This window comes from Nostoc sp. 2RC (assembly GCF_014222165.1).
Taxonomy (GTDB): domain Bacteria; phylum Cyanobacteriota; class Cyanobacteriia; order Cyanobacteriales; family Nostocaceae; genus Nostoc; species Nostoc linckia.
In genome coordinates, this window is sequence record NZ_JACKZU010000172.1 from 1 (window position 1) to 16,716 (window position 16,716).

A 16,716-nucleotide genomic window follows, 5' to 3' on the forward strand; every position below is an offset into this window, starting at 1 on the left:
CCCCCTTCCCCTTTCCCCTTTAAAGAGCCAAGTTGCCTTGGCACACTACTAAGTGTCCTCAGCTACTTTGTTGCTCAAAAGAAAATCTCCAGTATTAAATTCACGAATTCTCAAACAATTCGCCAAATAATTCTTTTACCTTTTCTTTGGCATCTTCTAAAGTCGTTTTTCCTAATTCGGTAGTTCTGTACAAGCGTCGGCTGTACCGCCCCGATCTCTCTTCAACAGAATTTAAATATCCCTTACGCTCCATATCGTGCAGCATTGGGTACAGTGTTCCAGAACTGAGTTTATAGCCATGACATGCCAGTTCTTCAATAATAGCCAGCCCAAAAATCGGCTCTTTGACTGCATGATGTAGAATATGAAGCCGAATTAAGCTAGAGTAAAATTCTCTTCCATCCATTGGATAAGATTTTTGCAACACTTAGAATTTCATTTTCGCTTATATCAGGCTAGGAACTCTTGGATTTTCCGCAGGTAGCCTGCATAATTGCTGTGGTAGGGAACAGCAACAGGCCGGAAAATCTTTTTAGTTTATGCCCTAAACCATGCTTTAACTGCTATACAAGAAGGTTATTGCATCAATTACCTGATTTAACTTATTCTAAATTTTACCAACTTAGTTAGTAAAATAACAAATATATTTTTAGATACCGCAAGGGGTTTAAGCGTAGGGGCGGGTTGACAAATATTATTAATGAGGATTTTGGTAAATCCGCCCCTACTCGTTGAATCTAGAATCCCCATAGCTTGAGGTCGGGGAGTGTCAATGTTCTTGGGTAACAATCCAAAGTAAATCTAACCATAAACGTGGATAAGCTTCCTTTAAATTGGATAAAGGATCGTGCAGTAAGCTGTTGGCATTTATACAAACAACCTCCACTAATCCCATATATTCTGCTACTTCTGTGAGTAAGTTTTTTTCTGCGGCTATTGCATTAATAAGTCGATTGGGGCAATAAATACCAATGTATTTTCCATAGCGGATACAGGTTTTGATATTCGCTCTTGTTAAGTAAGGTCTAGGATTAATTACCTTCACATAACACTGACGTAGTAGTTCCCATACCCTTGGGTGAGTATGCTCGATAATTACACTAAATTGTTGGGCTAAGTCTTCTTCGGTAATCATTATTCTCTCCATTGCTGTAGTGCAAATAACTGGTGTGTTGTTACCAAGCGCCGCACCAAAAGTCCTGGACGGTGCGTTATGGTTGATGCCTAACACAACGCCAGTTGCTACAACTTTCTTAACCAGAGCAACACACTGGCTCCCCTACGCATATTTCTCCAAATCAAATATGAGTCCTATATGCCTAAGCTAACTGCCTAAGAGCTGATTCGGATAAAACATAGATTGAGCTTGGCAATATTCTTCTGAGTAAAAACAGTGTTTTGAGTGAGGACAAATTTCCCTCACGAGTTCTCTGTGGGTCGTGGTATATTTGTCAGAGCTTGTATAACTCGCCTATCAAGCATCAAAACCCAAATTTATTTGCAAAACTGTATTGAGAGTTACTTTTTACCAAAAAAGTTGGTAAAAATAAAAATCAAAAAAATCCTTTGTTATTGATGATTAGGGAGTTTTGAGCGATAATCGAGGACTAAAAAATAATTTACAGCAAAAAAAATTGCGCTTTGCCAGGAAAATTGCAAATATTGTGATATTCTGTGAATATAGGGAATCAAAACAGCGAAAGCACAATTATCTTGTCTAAGAGGAATGATATGAACACAGTTTCGCCTTGGCAAGATGTTAAGTTAAATCCGCGCTCGGCTTTTTGAAACTGAAAGTAGCTCAAGCCAATGAAGCAGGATAACGATCTCCGTAACAACTTGAAGTCAATAAGAACTCGTCTAGGCATGAGCCAACAAGACTTGGCAAATCTAGCTGGTGTGACTCGTCAAACTATCAGTGGTGTAGAATCGGGACAATACGCTCCCTCAGTGGCCATAACACTGCGCCTAGCAAAGGCACTTGGCTGTCAAGTAGAGGATCTATTCTGGTTAGAGCGGGATTTACCTGAAATTGAAGCAGTGCTAGCTAAACCCGTGCCCCTGGAACAACAAACGCGAGTCAGCTTGGCTAGGGTAGCAGGACAATGGGTAGCTTATCCCTTAATTGGCAAAGATGCGTTTCGCCAAGATATGATTCCCGCCGATGGTGAAGCAATTGCGGTGGAAGGCTTAAGAGGCATAAGCAAACTGCTTCACCCGGAGGGAGAGAGTCAGCGTCAAACAGATACAAATAAAGTTAAAGTCCGGCTGTTGGACGATAATCTGGAAACACTGCACAACACAGTTGTGATTGCTGGCTGTGCGCCTGTGATTTCGCTGTGGGCTAGAGCAACTGAACGCTGGCATCCACAATTACGGGTGCAATTTAACTTTGCCAATAGCATGTCTGCATTACACAGTCTATGCAAAGGAGAGGCCCACATTGCTGGGATGCACCTCTACGATACCGAGACTGGCGAGTATAATACTCCTTTTGTTCGAGATGTTTTGGCTGGAAGGAAAGCAGTTTTGATTACCTTGGGTGTTTGGGAAGAAGGATTTTTAGTCAAACCTGGTAACCCAATGGGAATTAGAACAGCAAATGATTTAGTGGAACGGAAAGCGACTATTGTTAACCGTGAAACTGGTGCTGGTACTCGTTTACTATTGGAACAAAAACTCCAAGAACAACAGATACCGTTTCATGATGTTAAAGGGTTTGACTATATTGTTCAAAGCCACCAAGATGTTGCCCAAGCAGTAGCATTAGGAGTTGCAGATGCAGGTATAAGTACCGCATCTGTGGCTACCGCCTTTGGGCTGGGATTTATCCCTCTACATCAATCAAGATACGATTTAGTGATTCTCAAGGAATATCTAGAAGAAGCACCAGTACAGCAGTTGCTTAGTACTTTGGGGCATCGAATGGTTCACTCACAATTTGAAATTCTGGGTGGCTACGATATCAGCAAAATTGGGGAAATTGTAGCAAGCGTTTAAAGTCGATTGCTTTTGTCAGGTTGGTTGTGTGGTTTTGGGAAACACTTTGCGTAAATTTCAATTCCTGTGGCGATCGCTTTAATAGATTTTGAGATTTTGATGTGGTATTATCTCTATTTCCACAGAAATCATCTGATATCTGATGTCCGCTTCAGTTGTGATGAAAATCTTTCTCCACCTTTGTGTCTTTACACCAATGTCAATAATAAGTGTTTAACTGGATTCATACAACTAATATCAGGTTCGGTGAAAGACCCATAGTTAGGACTGACGCGGAGACACGGGGACGCGGAGACGCGGAGAGGTTTTTATTATGGGTAATTAGGCGGACAAGATATAAGAGTCTGGTAATACTTGCAATATTTCTGCGACAGGGTTCTACAAAAAGCATATCTAAACTTCGAGTCAGATTCACAAATGTACCGTGATGCATCATTTCAAACCGTACATTTTTGATGCACTTCTGCCATGAAGTCAGAGCAATCATAGCCCAAAATTTCACCACGAATCTTATGTATTCAAGAGTAAATGTTTTTCGTGTAGAGCGTAGGCGCAGCCCGCCTCCGGCGTGTAACTCAACACGCAGTCTCTAACGACGTTCTCAACGAGGTCACATTTGTAAGTTAACAGTGTGAACCCAAGAGCAAAAGACCCACCAAACAACAATTGCAGGAAAAAACATCATGTCCGACGAAAAAATTAGACAAATTGCTTTCTACGGTAAAGGTGGTATCGGTAAATCTACCACCTCCCAAAATACCTTAGCCGCTATGGCAGAAGTAGGTCAACGCATCTTAATTGTCGGATGTGACCCCAAAGCTGACTCTACACGCTTGATTTTGCACACTAAAGCTCAAACCACCGTGCTGCACTTGGCTGCGGAAAGAGGTGCAGTCGAAGACTTAGAACTTGATGAAGTGGTACTAGAAGGCTTCCGGGGTATCAGATGCGTAGAATCTGGGGGGCCAGAACCTGGTGTTGGTTGCGCCGGTCGGGGTATTATCACCGCTATTAACTTCCTAGAAGAAAACGGTGCTTATAGTGGCGTAGATTTCGTATCCTACGACGTATTGGGTGACGTTGTGTGCGGTGGTTTCGCTATGCCCATCCGTGAAGGGAAAGCCCAAGAAATCTATATCGTTACCTCTGGGGAAATGATGGCGATGTTCGCTGCTAATAACATTGCTCGTGGCGTTCTCAAGTATGCTCATACGGGTGGTGTGCGCTTGGGTGGTCTGATTTGTAATAGCCGCAAAACTGACCGGGAAGACGAACTGATTAGTACCCTAGCAGCCAGATTAAGCACCCAGATGATTCACTTTGTCCCCCGTGACAACATCGTGCAACACGCAGAATTGCGCCGGATGACAGTTAACGAGTATGCACCTGATAGCAACCAAGCTAATGAATACCGTACATTAGCAGACAAAATTATCAACAATAGAAATCTTGCTATTCCTACACCCATTGAGATGGATGAGTTAGAAGAGTTGTTGATTGAGTTCGGTATTCTCGAAAGTGAAGAAAATGCTGCAAAAATGATTGCCACAGCTAATGCTCAAGAAGAAGCTGCTAAAAAGCAAGAAGATGCTCAAGGTGAAGCATTAGAAGCGCTGGCAAAAGGCAATGTAGAAATAGTTTCTGGTAGCTAAAAAAAGTAAGACTCTTGTTCTTGCTTAAGAAATAGCAGAATTTGCTGAGAAACGAAAGCAATTAAGTGGGGGAATTAAGCCACTTTCTCTCACTCTTAAAACGATATGGAGGTTCAAGAAATAAATCAGTATGAGTTTTGTGTGAATAACAGATTAATCAATCCCAATTCCGGCTTGTAAATTATTCAAGTTCTCCTGAGAGAAATTAATCTGTTAATATTTACGCGGTAAAACCGCTCTTGTGGTTTTTGTTTACTCCTTCTATTAATTGGTTGGTCATTAGGGAATGAGTAATTCTCTTTCTCATTCCCTTTTCTTCCATGCTAGAAGCACACCGTTAAACAACTAAAAATCTTTCTCAAATTTTGAATTCCGCTAACACCTCATAACTTCTACCTCTTCTCACTAAAAAAAATGAACCCTCAACCTAAAAAAATCAATGATTCACTCAGTGAATCAAAGAGCGAAACTCAACAGCAAAAGCAGAAGAAAAAAAAGTCTTCTACACAATTACCCCAGCCTGGAACTGCTCAAGGAAGTTGCGCTTTTGATAGTGCAATGATTACTTTAGTACCAATTACTGATGCTGCTCATGTAGTCCACGGGCCGAGTGGTTGTGCTGCTAGTATTTGGGGAAACTACACCAGTCTATCTTCTGGTTCAATGCTCTATAAAATACGCTTTACTACTGAAATAGAGGAGAGTGATATTATCTTCGGTGGAGCAAAAAAGCTATACAAAGGCATTTTAGAATTACAAAGACGCTACAAACCAAGTGCGATATTTGTCTACTCCACCTGCATTACTGCTTTAATTGGTGATGACATAGAAGGAATATGCAAAGATGTTAGTGAAAAAACAGGAATACCAACTATTGCCGTGCATTGTCCTGGGTTCATTGGTGGACAAAAAGGAGGTAACCGGGTTGCTGGTGAAGCCTTACTAGAACACGTTATTGGAACAGCCAAACCAGATGTTACTACACCATTCGATATTAACTTGATTGGTGAGTATAATATTGCAGGTGCAATGTGGAATTTTCTACCGTTGTTAGAGAAATTAGGTATTCGAGTTTTATCAAAAATTACAGCCGATGCCATTTATCAAGAAGTTTGCTACGCGCATCATGCCAAGCTCAACGTTGTGTTGTCTGCAAACGCGTTAATTAATATCGCCAAAAAAATGCAGAAAGTCTATGGTATTCCATATATTGAAGAGTCTATTTATGGGATAGAGCAAATTAATCAGTGTTTAAGAAATATTGCAGTAAATTTAGGAGATATTGATTTAATAGAACGCACAGAAAAACTCATTGCAGAAGAAGCGATCGCTTTAGAAGCAAAACTCAATTTATATCATAGACAATTGCAAGGAAAACGTATTATTGTTACTATTAAAAATTTCAAAAGTTGGTTAATTATTTTTACTGCTCAGAAGTTAGGCATGGAAGTTATTGCTATTTGTACTCAAATGAATACAGAAGACGAATTAGTGAAACTCAAAGATTTGCTAAGTAGAGATAGCATAATTTTGGAATCAGAAAATTCTCAGAAATTTTTGCAGATAATCAAGGAACATCAAGCTGATATTTTAATTGCTGAAGCTCGTTATTTAGAGACTGCTCTCATAGCAAAGATTCCATTCTTAGATATTCATAGACAAAGCGATCGCGCATATACGGGTTATACAGGAATATGGGAACTGGCACGAGAATTATATGCCACTTTTTATAATCCTGTGTGGGAGCAAGTACAACAACCTGCTTCGTGGGAAGAAAGTTGATTTGCTTTCTTACTTTTTCAATGAAATTTTTATTTTGCATTCATAAATTAACGGGCTTATATCTGATATTTGAGACTAATTCATGGAGCAAATTTCATGGCAATTGTGAGCATTACCAGTACATCAGTTGCAGTTAATCCTCTCAAGCAAAGTCAAGCCATAGGTGCAACCTTAGCCTTTTTAGGGGTGAAGGGAATGATGCCTTTATTGCATGGTTCCCAAGGTTGCACAGCTTTGACAAAAACGGTACTAGTGCAACATTTTCGTCAAACAATTCCCCTTTCCACCACAGCAATGACAGAAGTTGCAACAATTTTGGGTGGTGAAGAGAGAGTTGAACAAGCAATTCTCACTTTGGTAGAGAAATCGAAACCAGAAATGATTGGTCTTTGTACCACTGGACTTGTGGAAACTAGAGGCGATGATATGGAACGCTTTGTAAAAGACATTCGCCACCGCCATCCAGAATTAGATTATTTACCAATTGTGCTTGTCTCCACACCAGATTTTAAAGGTACATTGCAGGATGGTTTTGCTAGTGCAGTGGAGAGTATAGTTAGGGAAATTCCGCAAAAATCCTCAACGCCAAACCCCTGCCCCACACAAATCACAATTTTGGCGAGTTCTGCTTTCACTCCTGGGGATGTACAAGAAATTAAAGAAATTGTCGCTGCTTTTGGACTTGTACCAATTGTTGTACCAGACCTTTCTGGCGTTCTAGATAGTCACATAGAAGATTCTTCTGGTTTCATGGCCGCTAATGGTACAAATACAGCACAGTTGCGCTCAATGGGCAGTTCTGCGTTCACTTTGGCATTAGGTGAAAGTATGCGCGGTGCAGCACAAATTTTAGAAAAGCGATTCAATATTCCTTATGAGGTGTTTAGCGAACTCACGGGACTAGTAGCTGTAGATAAATTCTTGCAAGCATTGGCGGATATCAGTGGTGTGAATGTACCAGAGAAATATCGCCATCAGCGCCGTCAGTTGCAACACGTAATGTTAGAGAATCATTTTTACTTTGGTTGCAAGCGAGTTGCTTTAGCCCTGGAACCAGATTTACTTTGGTCGATGGTTTATTTTTTGCAATCCTTGGGAGTGCAAATTCACACCGCAGTCACAACAACACGCTCTCCTGTATTGGAAAAACTGCCGATTCCTAGTGTTACCATTGGGGACTTAGAAGACTTTGAACAATTAGCGGTTGGTGCTGATTTGCTGATTACTAATTCTCATGCAGTGGCCATTGCTCAACGATTAAAAATTCCTCTGTATCGTCAAGGTATTCCCATTTTTGACCGTTTAGATGCCTATCAGTTCACCAAAGTTGGCTATGGTGGTACGATGCAGGTTTTGTTTGATATTGGTAACCTGTTTTTAGAACAGGAGACAGTTATTAAGCGCTATGTTAGTTAGGGACTTCCAAGTATTCCACAGAAGACAGTTGATAGTGAACAGTCAACGACCTGAATTGGAATAGTTTATTTTTTGGAATTACCTTAGCATAAGTAGTTTGAATACGATGGCCGGAGGGGAAAAAATGAGCTTAGCTGGATTAAGAATTGTGTTGGTAGAGCCAGCTGGGCCCCTCAATGTAGGTGCGATCGCCAGGGTAATGAAAAATTTTGGATTACATAACTTAATATTAGTAAATCCCCAATGCGATCGCTTGTCAGCAGAAGCTTTAAGAATGGCTGTTCATGCCAAAGAAATTTTAGAATCTGCGGTAATAGTGGCAAGTTTACCAGAAGCATTACATGGATGTGTCAAGGCGATCGCTACTACCGGTCGCCTTTGCAGTTGGGAAATACCTTTAGAAAATCCCCGCACTGCCTTACCTTGGCTATTGGAGACACCAGAACAACCCACGGCTTTAATTTTTGGCAGGGAAGACCGGGGATTAAGCAATGAAGAATTAAATTACGCCCAGCGCTTTGTTTTCATTCCCACAAGTGAAAATTATCTATCCTTGAATTTAGCCACTGCTGTGGCAATCTGCTGTTATGAATTATCCCAATGCACGCAGCCAGGAGAAACTCAAACCTCACCCCAAAGCGAACTCGCGCCTTTAGATGTTGTGGAAACTTACTACCAGCAATTAGAATCACTATTACTGAAAATTGGTTATCTTTATCCACATACGGCAGCTAGTCGCATGGAAAAATTTCGTCAGCTGTATAATCGTGCAGGGCTACAAACAGGAGAAGTAGCTATGCTACGAGGAATTTTACGACAGGTAGAATGGGCACTGAAAACTTACAACGATAGTGAAAACTTGTAATAATTCGTTTAATATATACGCAATCACCCCCCCCAAAATATTTAATATTAAACTAAACACAAAAATGCTACTTAGTGGCAAAGTGGAATTTGAGCATCAATATTGCTCAACGGTTAAGTTTTGGGTCAGGAGTCTGCAAGAAAACAGTCCAGTGGGTCACAAGGAGTAGTAGTGTCAGAATCGAGTGACGAACTAACAGCTTTCTCGCGGCGTCAACCCTTAAACCGCCGCCAGCGTCCACAAAAAGTTCAAAAAGTGGCACCAAAGAAAGTCAAAGCCAACAACCAGCAGCAAGTTGTTGCCCGTAAAACAGCCCTAGCACGCCCAAAAAATCAGATTGCTTCTGGGCAAATCCCAGCGACTACACGCCGGGTAAAATCGGAACTAGTCATGCCAACAGCAGTGAAACCCATACCAACTGCTAAAGTTAAAATTCCTCCCTCACAATCGGGTGTTGCAACAGTTAAAACGGTGCGGATGGAAAAGCCAAAAATTGGCAGGCGTTCATCGCGGAAAACGCGGTTAAAGCCAATGGCCAAAACCATATTGTATATACTGCGCTTGTTAATTGTAGGTGTTGGTATGGGCGCAATTGTCGGCACAGCCTTGTCAGTATTAGACCCGGCTAATCGCATTACCACAAATTCAGCACCCCAATCTGGTAATAGTAATGTGACGCGATCGCAGGCGCAACCCACCCCTACGCCTCCAGCAGCACCTTCAACCCTACTCTTATCTCAGGAAATTCTCCCGTTAAAAAATGCCGTACAAAATTTGGCTAGCAATAACCAAAGTCTCACCCCCGGAGTTTTCTTAGTAGATTTGGATACAGGTAATTATGTAGATATCAACGCTTCTACTACTTTTCCCGCAGCTAGCACAATCAAAATCCCGATTCTAATTGCCTTCTTCGAGGACGTGGACAGAGGGAAAATTCGCCTCGATGAAATGCTCACCATGCAGCAAGACATGATTGCAGGCGGTTCGGGAAATATGCAATATCAAGCAGCCGGAACCCAGTACGCAGCTTTGGAAGTCGCCACTAAAATGATTACCATCAGCGACAACACAGCTACAAATATGCTGATTACCAGACTGGGAGGCATAGATGCTTTAAACCAGCGTTTCCGGAGTTGGGGATTAACAACTACAGTCATTCGCAACCAGCTACCAGATTTGCAAGGGACAAATACCACTAGTCCCAAAGAACTGGGGAATTTGATGGCAATTATTAGTCAGGGAAATTTAATCAGTATGCCATCACGGGATTTAATGCTGGATATTTTGCGCCGCACCCAGCGAGACTCATTGTTACCATCTGGTTTGGGAACAGGTGCAAGGGTATATCACAAAACAGGCGATATCGGCACAATGCTGGCAGATACAGGTTTAATTGTTGTTCCCACTGGTAAGCGCTACGTAGCTGCTGTGATGGTAAAACGCCCCAACAACGATCCCCGCGCCGAAAAACTGATTAGCTCAATTTCTCGTGCTGCTTACCAAGAGTTTAGCCAAAATCCAGTTACACCAAGCAGTGGTATCAGCACCGTACCAACCAACGGTTATCAACCACAAATTGTCAATCCTGTTTTACCCAACACTGCCACAAGCACCGTACCCATGACTGGTTATCAAGCTCCGTTTATTAATCCTGTACCCAATGGTATGGGAAATACTTTACCTACAAATAATTATCAAACTCCAATTACCAATCCGCAGTATTATCCCCCAAGATAAACTTTTTAAAAGGAAATTATAGGAAACTGCAAAAAATAAATTTTCAGGTTAAAGCGTTGACTGTTGACTGTTGACAGCTAACAGTTTTCTATGGAATATTTTTATGAATTACACCAATTTGAAAAATGATTGCGACAGATGTATAGCCAAAAGCGATTACTACTAACTGTTTCACAATCCAAAATCTAAAATCTAAAATCCAAAATGGTATTACACATAGTTTTGTTAGGTTTATATAGCAATTGACTGGGGACTGGGTGAATTGCTGATAGTAAAATTTTATAAAAAGATATTTGGTTACAGGCAAAAACTTGGGTTAAAGGTTTTTGTGCTTTAATTGCGACACTTTTGCATTTTCAATTAATGTTTGAGTGATTTATCTGAAATACATTTGATTTTCTGTTTTTTCAGATGTACGGAGTTTTTGGAAAATCAAATACTAATAGTATCTGTTCTCTGCTAATACTTAAGGCTTATTTTGTATACAGCACGTAAGATTGATTGCGGTAAGCAATTGGCAAATCCAACTGATGTTGGATGCGAGTTACAAAATACTTAGCGTCATATTTGACCATCAGTGCCTTAGCTTGGTCGGTTGTTAAGTTGTTGTAACCTTCTGTCAGCAGTTTTTCGCTAAAGTGAGTCAAAGGATCGACCCCGTTAAAATTACCACTCAAGTCTCGCATACGGGAAAACCACTCTAATGTTCCGGCTTTAGTTTGAGCCATCAGTTTATGTTTAGCAATGGTTGGACGTTCTGTCAGCCAAATGAAGTTGGCAAATTCAACTGGAGGGGATACAAAGATATCGTTTTTTGGTGTATTTTTTCGCACCCAATTAGCCATATCTTTCCACTGGGGGTCTACCTCTTGGGTTTTGTCAGGAAAATTAAGTGTGGATTGAAATTCTGTCTTAAAGTGATAAAATCCTTTGACAATGCTGATACTGACTACGATGGTACATAGCAGCGCCAACAATTTTTGTTGTTTTCTACTTGCGAAGATGCTATTTAAAGCACAAGCAAATAATAGGCAGGCATTGAGGTGCAACATTACATCACCGACGCGGAAAAGATAATACTGAAGTAATGTTCCTTGAGAATCAAATGGAGCAATAACCAATCCTAATACATAAGGAATTAGACTGATGAGCGTAAACTGAAAAAGTCCGATTTGAGCTTGGTATTCTTCCAATTGTTCTGGTAGTGTTTGAGTTCGACGATTCAACCACACAACAACAGCACTACTCACAAGCAGCACTAAGTAAAATGTAGGAGTTATCCACCAATTTGCAGGCCAAGATAAAGGATTAAGGTGGTGGGGCATCCTGAGAAAAACATAAATATAAGAAATAGGTATGGGGCTTGCAGGTGTTGGACTAGACAATTGTTCGATGACTGGTTTGAGACCGAATACACCTGAAATCAGGTATAGCAAAATCATAAATCCCAATTCCCGCCCACTGGGAAAATAGATTTTTCGTCTTAAAACTATCAACACTGTTGCAAACAAAGTTGTATAACCACCAACTAAAACATGGAATGAAGTTGCTAGCCCCAACAAAAAAGCCATCAGGCGATAACGTTTTCTAAGCATAAATGCGATGGCCAAAATGACCATTGCATAAGCAAATATTTTGGTTTCTAGAACTCCAACAATTCTTTCTCCAGCAGCAACACCTTGATGTCCTCTGAGAAACATCGCAACCGCTAACATTTGCAACAGCAAATTTAGTCCGAGTTTTCTACCGATAAGTACTAGCCCCCAAGCTATCAAGGCGTAGCAAAAAAACCGGCCGATGAGAGAACTAGCTAAAAATCCCCAATGTGCTATGAAGGAACCAAATAAGCTTTGAAACAATATTCGATAAACAGGTGGTTGATTAACAGACCAATCTTTCGGAACCCAGTGAGGATCGGCGAACTGTCTTGCTAAAGGTAGAGCGTCAATGTCGTTTCTGGCCATGATGTCAGACAACAAATTTGTCAGACACAGCAATCCTAACACTGCTATGATTTCTAACACCGGCCAGTCCGTACTCTTCAAAGCCCATTTCTGGTGTAAAAACCTTTTTTGGCTGATACTTGGTAATTTCAACATTTCAAAAAAAACAAACTTCATAACTTTTGTACTACCTAAGCAAAACTTTAATTGAACTCGATACCATATCTTTAATACGTGTTTATACTATCTTTATTCTTGAGCTAATTTTATAAGCATGGACATTATCCAGCCATACTTAAGTATTGTATAAAATCTAACTAATTTTTAGTTGATTGTATTGAATTAAAATTTTGGTCAGCCAAGGAAAACATACTTAAAGGACACAAAAGTATTTATGAATACAAGTACTGTTGATAACTGATAAGAAATATAACAGAGATGTATAATTAGCGGGTCTCCTGCATAATCCATAAAAAGACAAGGATTAAGGCTGGTAGGTTTTGTATTATTTACTTTAATAACGGGCATATGTGGAAACAACAAAAAAAAGATACTTCAATAGTGAAGCTGGTATTATGGGTTGCTTTAGCTACGACTCCAATGGCCAGTATGGTAGTTTCAGCACCTACACTGGCGCAATCTGCATCGCCAACACCATCTTTCCCACTGCCGCAAACAGTGGAAAATGGAACGACAGTGCGAATTGATGGTTCAAGTAGCTTGAGTGCAATCAACCAAAGTCTTAAAGATAATTTTGAAAAACAGTTTTCGGGGACAAAGGTTGAAATTGCTGCCAATGGTACTGATAAGGCCTTGAGAGATTTGCTAGATGGCAAAATTGACATAGCAGCGATCGGTCGTGGTTTAACGCCAGCAGAAAAAGCACTAGGACTGGAACAAGTGCGCTTGCGCCGTGAAAAAATTGCCATTGTGGTAGGTGCAGAGAATCCTTTCAAGCAAAGTTTGACTAGTAGGCAATTCGCCCGGATTTTTCGGGGACAAATTACAAATTGGTCGCAATTAGGCGGCCCTGATGCCAAGATTCGCGTCATCGATCGCCCCGAAACCAGCGATACTCGCGATACTTTTCGCGATTACCCAGCTTTCAAAACGGCGAAATTTGCCACAGGTTCCAACGCTACCCAAGTAGCTGACGACAATACCGCCGAAATCGTTAAACAATTGGGTAAAGACGGCATTAGCTATGTGCTAGCTAATCAGATTTCCAAGTTAGAAAACGTGCGAGTTCTGCAATTACATCAAACCTTACCAGACGATGCCAAATATCCCTTCTCGCAACCATTAGTTTACGTCTACAAAAAAAATCCCCCCTTGGGTGTCGCCAGTTTTCTCGGTTTTACCCTTGCACCAGTAGGGGAGCAAGCCATAGAACAAGCTAGAGTCACTGAAGCTGAAGCCATCGCCACCACAGTTTCACAACCTACCGCCGCAGTTCCCCCAACCACAGAAGCCACACCAACCACCGCAGCTTCTCCCAGTGCAACTACTTCTGTATTTGGGGAACAACCCTTTGTGGCTCCCACTGCTCCAGAAAAAGCTCCCATTGTCAATCAACAAACACCATTTTGGTTGCTTTTACCTTTGTTGGTTACCACTGTGGGTGGAGGTTTACTGTGGTGGTTTTTTGGCAGACGGCCATCCCTGCGTGAAAAAACAGACAATGCGCTGCAACCGAATCCCGATCCACCAAACACAGATGACGCTGAAACTGTTGTCAGTGCTGACACCACCCTCCAAGTGCCAAAAGAAGACACCAGCGATCGCACTCCTTTTCAAATTTATGGTCAAACATCATCTACTAATGGCACAACCCCAAGCGTCGCTGTATCAGAGAATAACAACTTGGGAGCCGCAGCTTTAATGGGTGGTGGTGCTTTGGCCACCGGAATTGCGGCGGGTACTTGGTCTACCTTTGGAGACAAAGACGATAACGTCACCCAAGATACAAATCAAGAAAATAATACCGAACAAAATCCTCCTGAATCCGGTGAAGTTGCATGGGACATAGAAGCCCCAGCAGCTGTTGTCAATACTTCATATCCCCAACTGCCTAATATTACAGAAGAAACATCGAATCAAGAACTGCCTTTATCTGAGGTGACAACCCCAGCCTCCGAATTACCAGATGTGCCCAAAGCAACCTCAGATTTTGAGTATTGGGACACAGAAGTGAGTGAAGAACAAATCCAAGAAGAACTCAAAGCAGAATTGGAATGGCTGGAAAGTATTACCTCAACTGAAGATATAGCTTCATTAGATTCTGACGTAGTGGTGGAAAATGAACTACCAGAATTGCCAGAAGATGCTTTTAATGTGGTAGCAGATGCAGCCGAACCTTCTGTAAATTTACCAGAAGAAGAATCGCCAGACTTGGCGGCGGCGGCCCTAGCAGCCGGAGTAGGAATTGGAGCCTGGGCTGGTAGCATTGACAATGCACCGATAACAACCGAGACAACTAATGTAGTGTATGAGGAACCACAAAGCCGTATTTTCCTCACACCCCGTACTCATAGATTGGCTGATGTTTCTTGGGAAATTTCCGAAAGCCAAAAATCAGCATTGAGGCAACAGGGCGTTTCTCAATTGCTGGTGCGGTTGTATGATGTTACTGGCATAGACTTGAGTTATCAAACTCCCCAGTTTGTAGAACAGTACGAAAGCGAAGAATTACTCAACAAGAGTCTAGAAATTCCCGCAAGCGATCGCGACTATATAGCTGAAATCGGCTATCTTGCTGAAGGCGATCGTTGGTTCCCCATAGCCCATTCAGCAATTGTGCGTGTCTTCAGTCCTGTGGAACCAGACCCCATTGTGGAGGAAACAGCCAAGACTCAAGAAGAAATTCATATTGTGCTGACACCCCGCAGTCCTAAATTGGCTGATGTCTCTTGGGAAATTTCCGAAAGCCAAAAATCAGCACTGCGACAACAGGACATTTCTCAATTGCTGGTGCGGCTGTATGATGTCACTGGCATAGACTTGAGTTACCAAACTCCCCAGCTTGTAGAACAGTACGAAAGCGAAGAATTACTCAACAAGAGTGTGGAAATTCCGCTAACAAATCGCAACTACATCGCTGAAATCGGCTATCTTGCACAAGACGATACTTGGTTTTCCTTGGGACGTTCTGCAATTGTGCGTGTCTTCAATCCTGTGGAACCAGACCCCATTGTGGAGGAAACAGTTGAGACACAAGAAGAAATTCATATTGTGCTGACACCCCGCAGTTCTAAATTGGCTGATATCGCTTGGGAAATTTCCGAAAGCCAAAAATCAGCATTGCGACAACAGGGCATTTCTCAATTGCTAGTGCGGTTGTATGATGTCACTGGCATAGACTTGAGTTACCAAACTCCCCAGTTTGTAGAACAGTACGAAAGTGAAGAATTACTCAACAAGAGTGTGGAAATTCCCGTAAGCGATCGCAACTACATCGCTGAAATCGGCTATCTTGCACAAGACGATGCTTGGTTTTCCTTGGGACGTTCTGCAATTGTGCGTGTCTTTAGTCCTGTAAAACCAGACCCCATCGTGGAGGAAACAGTTGATACCAAAGAAGAAAGTACAATTGTACTAACACCGCGTACTCCCAAGTGGGCTTATGTTTCCTGGTGTATTTCTCCCACTGAAAAACAAGCACTGCAACAACAAGGTGCTTCTCAATTGGCAGTGCGGCTGTATGATGTCACTGGCATAGACTTGAGTTACCAAACTCCCCAACTCGTACAGCAGTACGAATGTGAAGAAGTAGCAAGCGATCGCTTTGTGGCGATTCCTGTAAGCGATCGCAACTACATCGCGGAAATTGGTTATCTTGCAGATGGCGATGGTTGGTTGACTGTGGCGCGTTCGGAAATTGTGCGCGTCTTTAGTCGTCCTCAAGGAGAATTTTGGTTTGTTGCAGATGCTGAATTAATTATTCACGGAGCAACCGAACCCAATACAACCGTAGCCATTGGTGGTAACGCCGTCAAAATCAAACCCGACGGTACTTTCCACCTCCGTCTTCCCTTTTCCGATGGTTTAATGGACTATCTGATCACAGTAGCTGCGGATGGAGAATCACCAAAAACTATTCATAAGAAATTCTCCCAAGAAACTTACGAAAGCTGATACCATTTTCGATTTTACAAAAATTGAGCGCAAGTTTCTTGCGCTCAATTTTTGTAGGAATTACGCAAAAATTCTTTGAAACTCTTATACCAATTTCAAAAAAGAATACGACACATAGACAAGACCCCTCCCCAACCCTCCCCTTGGCAAGGGGAGGGTGCCGTCAGGCGGGTGGGGTATCTGTCGC

10 protein-coding genes are annotated in these 16,716 nt (G+C 41.8%); 7 read left to right on the forward strand and 3 right to left on the reverse strand.

All coding sequences use genetic code 11. The features are described 5' to 3' along the window. Positions 1-100: 100 nt before the first annotated feature. Together GNE10_RS19330 and GNE10_RS19335 are read right to left on the reverse strand one after the other, a co-directional pair. Positions 101-406, reverse strand: coding sequence for a PadR family transcriptional regulator (locus GNE10_RS19330; RefSeq protein ID WP_185566566.1), 306 nt, complete (start codon positions 404-406; stop codon positions 101-103). Positions 407-769: 363 nt separating this feature from the next. Further along, complete coding sequence (locus GNE10_RS19335) at positions 770-1,231, reverse strand: hypothetical protein (protein ID WP_311774825.1); 462 nt, start codon at positions 1,229-1,231, stop codon at positions 770-772. A gap of 578 nt (positions 1,232-1,809) precedes the next feature. On the opposite strand from GNE10_RS19335, the gene GNE10_RS19340 reads away from it, so the two are divergent. The 6 genes from GNE10_RS19340 to GNE10_RS19365 all read left to right on the forward strand — a co-directional run bounded on the left by GNE10_RS19340 (position 1,810) and on the right by GNE10_RS19365 (position 10,452). Then, complete coding sequence (locus tag GNE10_RS19340; RefSeq protein ID WP_185566558.1) at positions 1,810-3,000, forward strand: substrate-binding domain-containing protein; 1,191 nt, start codon at positions 1,810-1,812, stop codon at positions 2,998-3,000. Between the two features lie 683 nt (positions 3,001-3,683). Next, complete coding sequence (gene nifH / locus GNE10_RS19345) at positions 3,684-4,652, forward strand: nitrogenase iron protein (protein WP_185566559.1); 969 nt, start codon at positions 3,684-3,686, stop codon at positions 4,650-4,652. A gap of 414 nt (positions 4,653-5,066) precedes the next feature. Continuing rightward, positions 5,067-6,434: a nitrogenase iron-molybdenum cofactor biosynthesis protein NifE gene (gene nifE, locus GNE10_RS19350; protein WP_185566560.1), complete on the forward strand. Its 1,368-nt coding sequence runs from the start codon at positions 5,067-5,069 to the stop codon at positions 6,432-6,434. 96 nt (positions 6,435-6,530) lie between these two features. Beyond that, the gene (gene nifN, locus GNE10_RS19355) at positions 6,531-7,850 is read left to right on the forward strand and encodes a nitrogenase iron-molybdenum cofactor biosynthesis protein NifN (protein WP_185566561.1); all 1,320 of its coding nucleotides are present in this window, start codon (positions 6,531-6,533) and stop codon (positions 7,848-7,850) included. A gap of 124 nt (positions 7,851-7,974) precedes the next feature. Continuing rightward, positions 7,975-8,715, forward strand: a complete 741-nt coding sequence (locus tag GNE10_RS19360) for an RNA methyltransferase (protein ID WP_185566562.1) — start codon at positions 7,975-7,977, stop codon at positions 8,713-8,715. Between the two features lie 171 nt (positions 8,716-8,886). After that, on the forward strand, positions 8,887-10,452 hold the full coding sequence (locus GNE10_RS19365; RefSeq protein WP_185566563.1) for a serine hydrolase: 1,566 nt from the start codon (positions 8,887-8,889) through the stop codon (positions 10,450-10,452). Between the two features lie 473 nt (positions 10,453-10,925). Here GNE10_RS19365 and GNE10_RS19370 read toward each other — a convergent pair whose 3' ends face one another. Further along, complete coding sequence (locus tag GNE10_RS19370) at positions 10,926-12,572, reverse strand: DUF6798 domain-containing protein (protein ID WP_185566564.1); 1,647 nt, start codon at positions 12,570-12,572, stop codon at positions 10,926-10,928. 384 nt (positions 12,573-12,956) lie between these two features. Here GNE10_RS19370 and GNE10_RS19375 point away from each other — a divergent pair, with 384 nt between their 5' ends. Then, entirely contained in the window at positions 12,957-16,529 is a 3,573-nt protein-coding gene (locus tag GNE10_RS19375; protein ID WP_185566565.1) for a DUF4912 domain-containing protein, read from the forward strand. Positions 16,530-16,716: the final 187 nt, after the last annotated feature.

Bases quoted from the DNA above. Each gene is read 5' to 3' on its own strand.
- nifH (WP_185566559.1), top strand. From the start codon at position 3,684: ATGTCCGACGAAAAAATTAGACAAATTGCTTTCTACGGTAAAGGTGGT.
- nifE (WP_185566560.1), top strand. From the start codon at position 5,067: ATGAACCCTCAACCTAAAAAAATCAATGATTCACTCAGTGAATCAAAG.
- nifN (WP_185566561.1), top strand. From the start codon at position 6,531: ATGGCAATTGTGAGCATTACCAGTACATCAGTTGCAGTTAATCCTCTC.
- GNE10_RS19370 (WP_185566564.1), bottom strand. From the start codon at position 12,572: ATGAAGTTTGTTTTTTTTGAAATGTTGAAATTACCAAGTATCAGCCAA.
- GNE10_RS19340 (WP_185566558.1), top strand. From the start codon at position 1,810: ATGAAGCAGGATAACGATCTCCGTAACAACTTGAAGTCAATAAGAACT.
- GNE10_RS19360 (WP_185566562.1), top strand. From the start codon at position 7,975: ATGAGCTTAGCTGGATTAAGAATTGTGTTGGTAGAGCCAGCTGGGCCC.
- GNE10_RS19330 (WP_185566566.1), bottom strand. From the start codon at position 406: ATGGATGGAAGAGAATTTTACTCTAGCTTAATTCGGCTTCATATTCTA.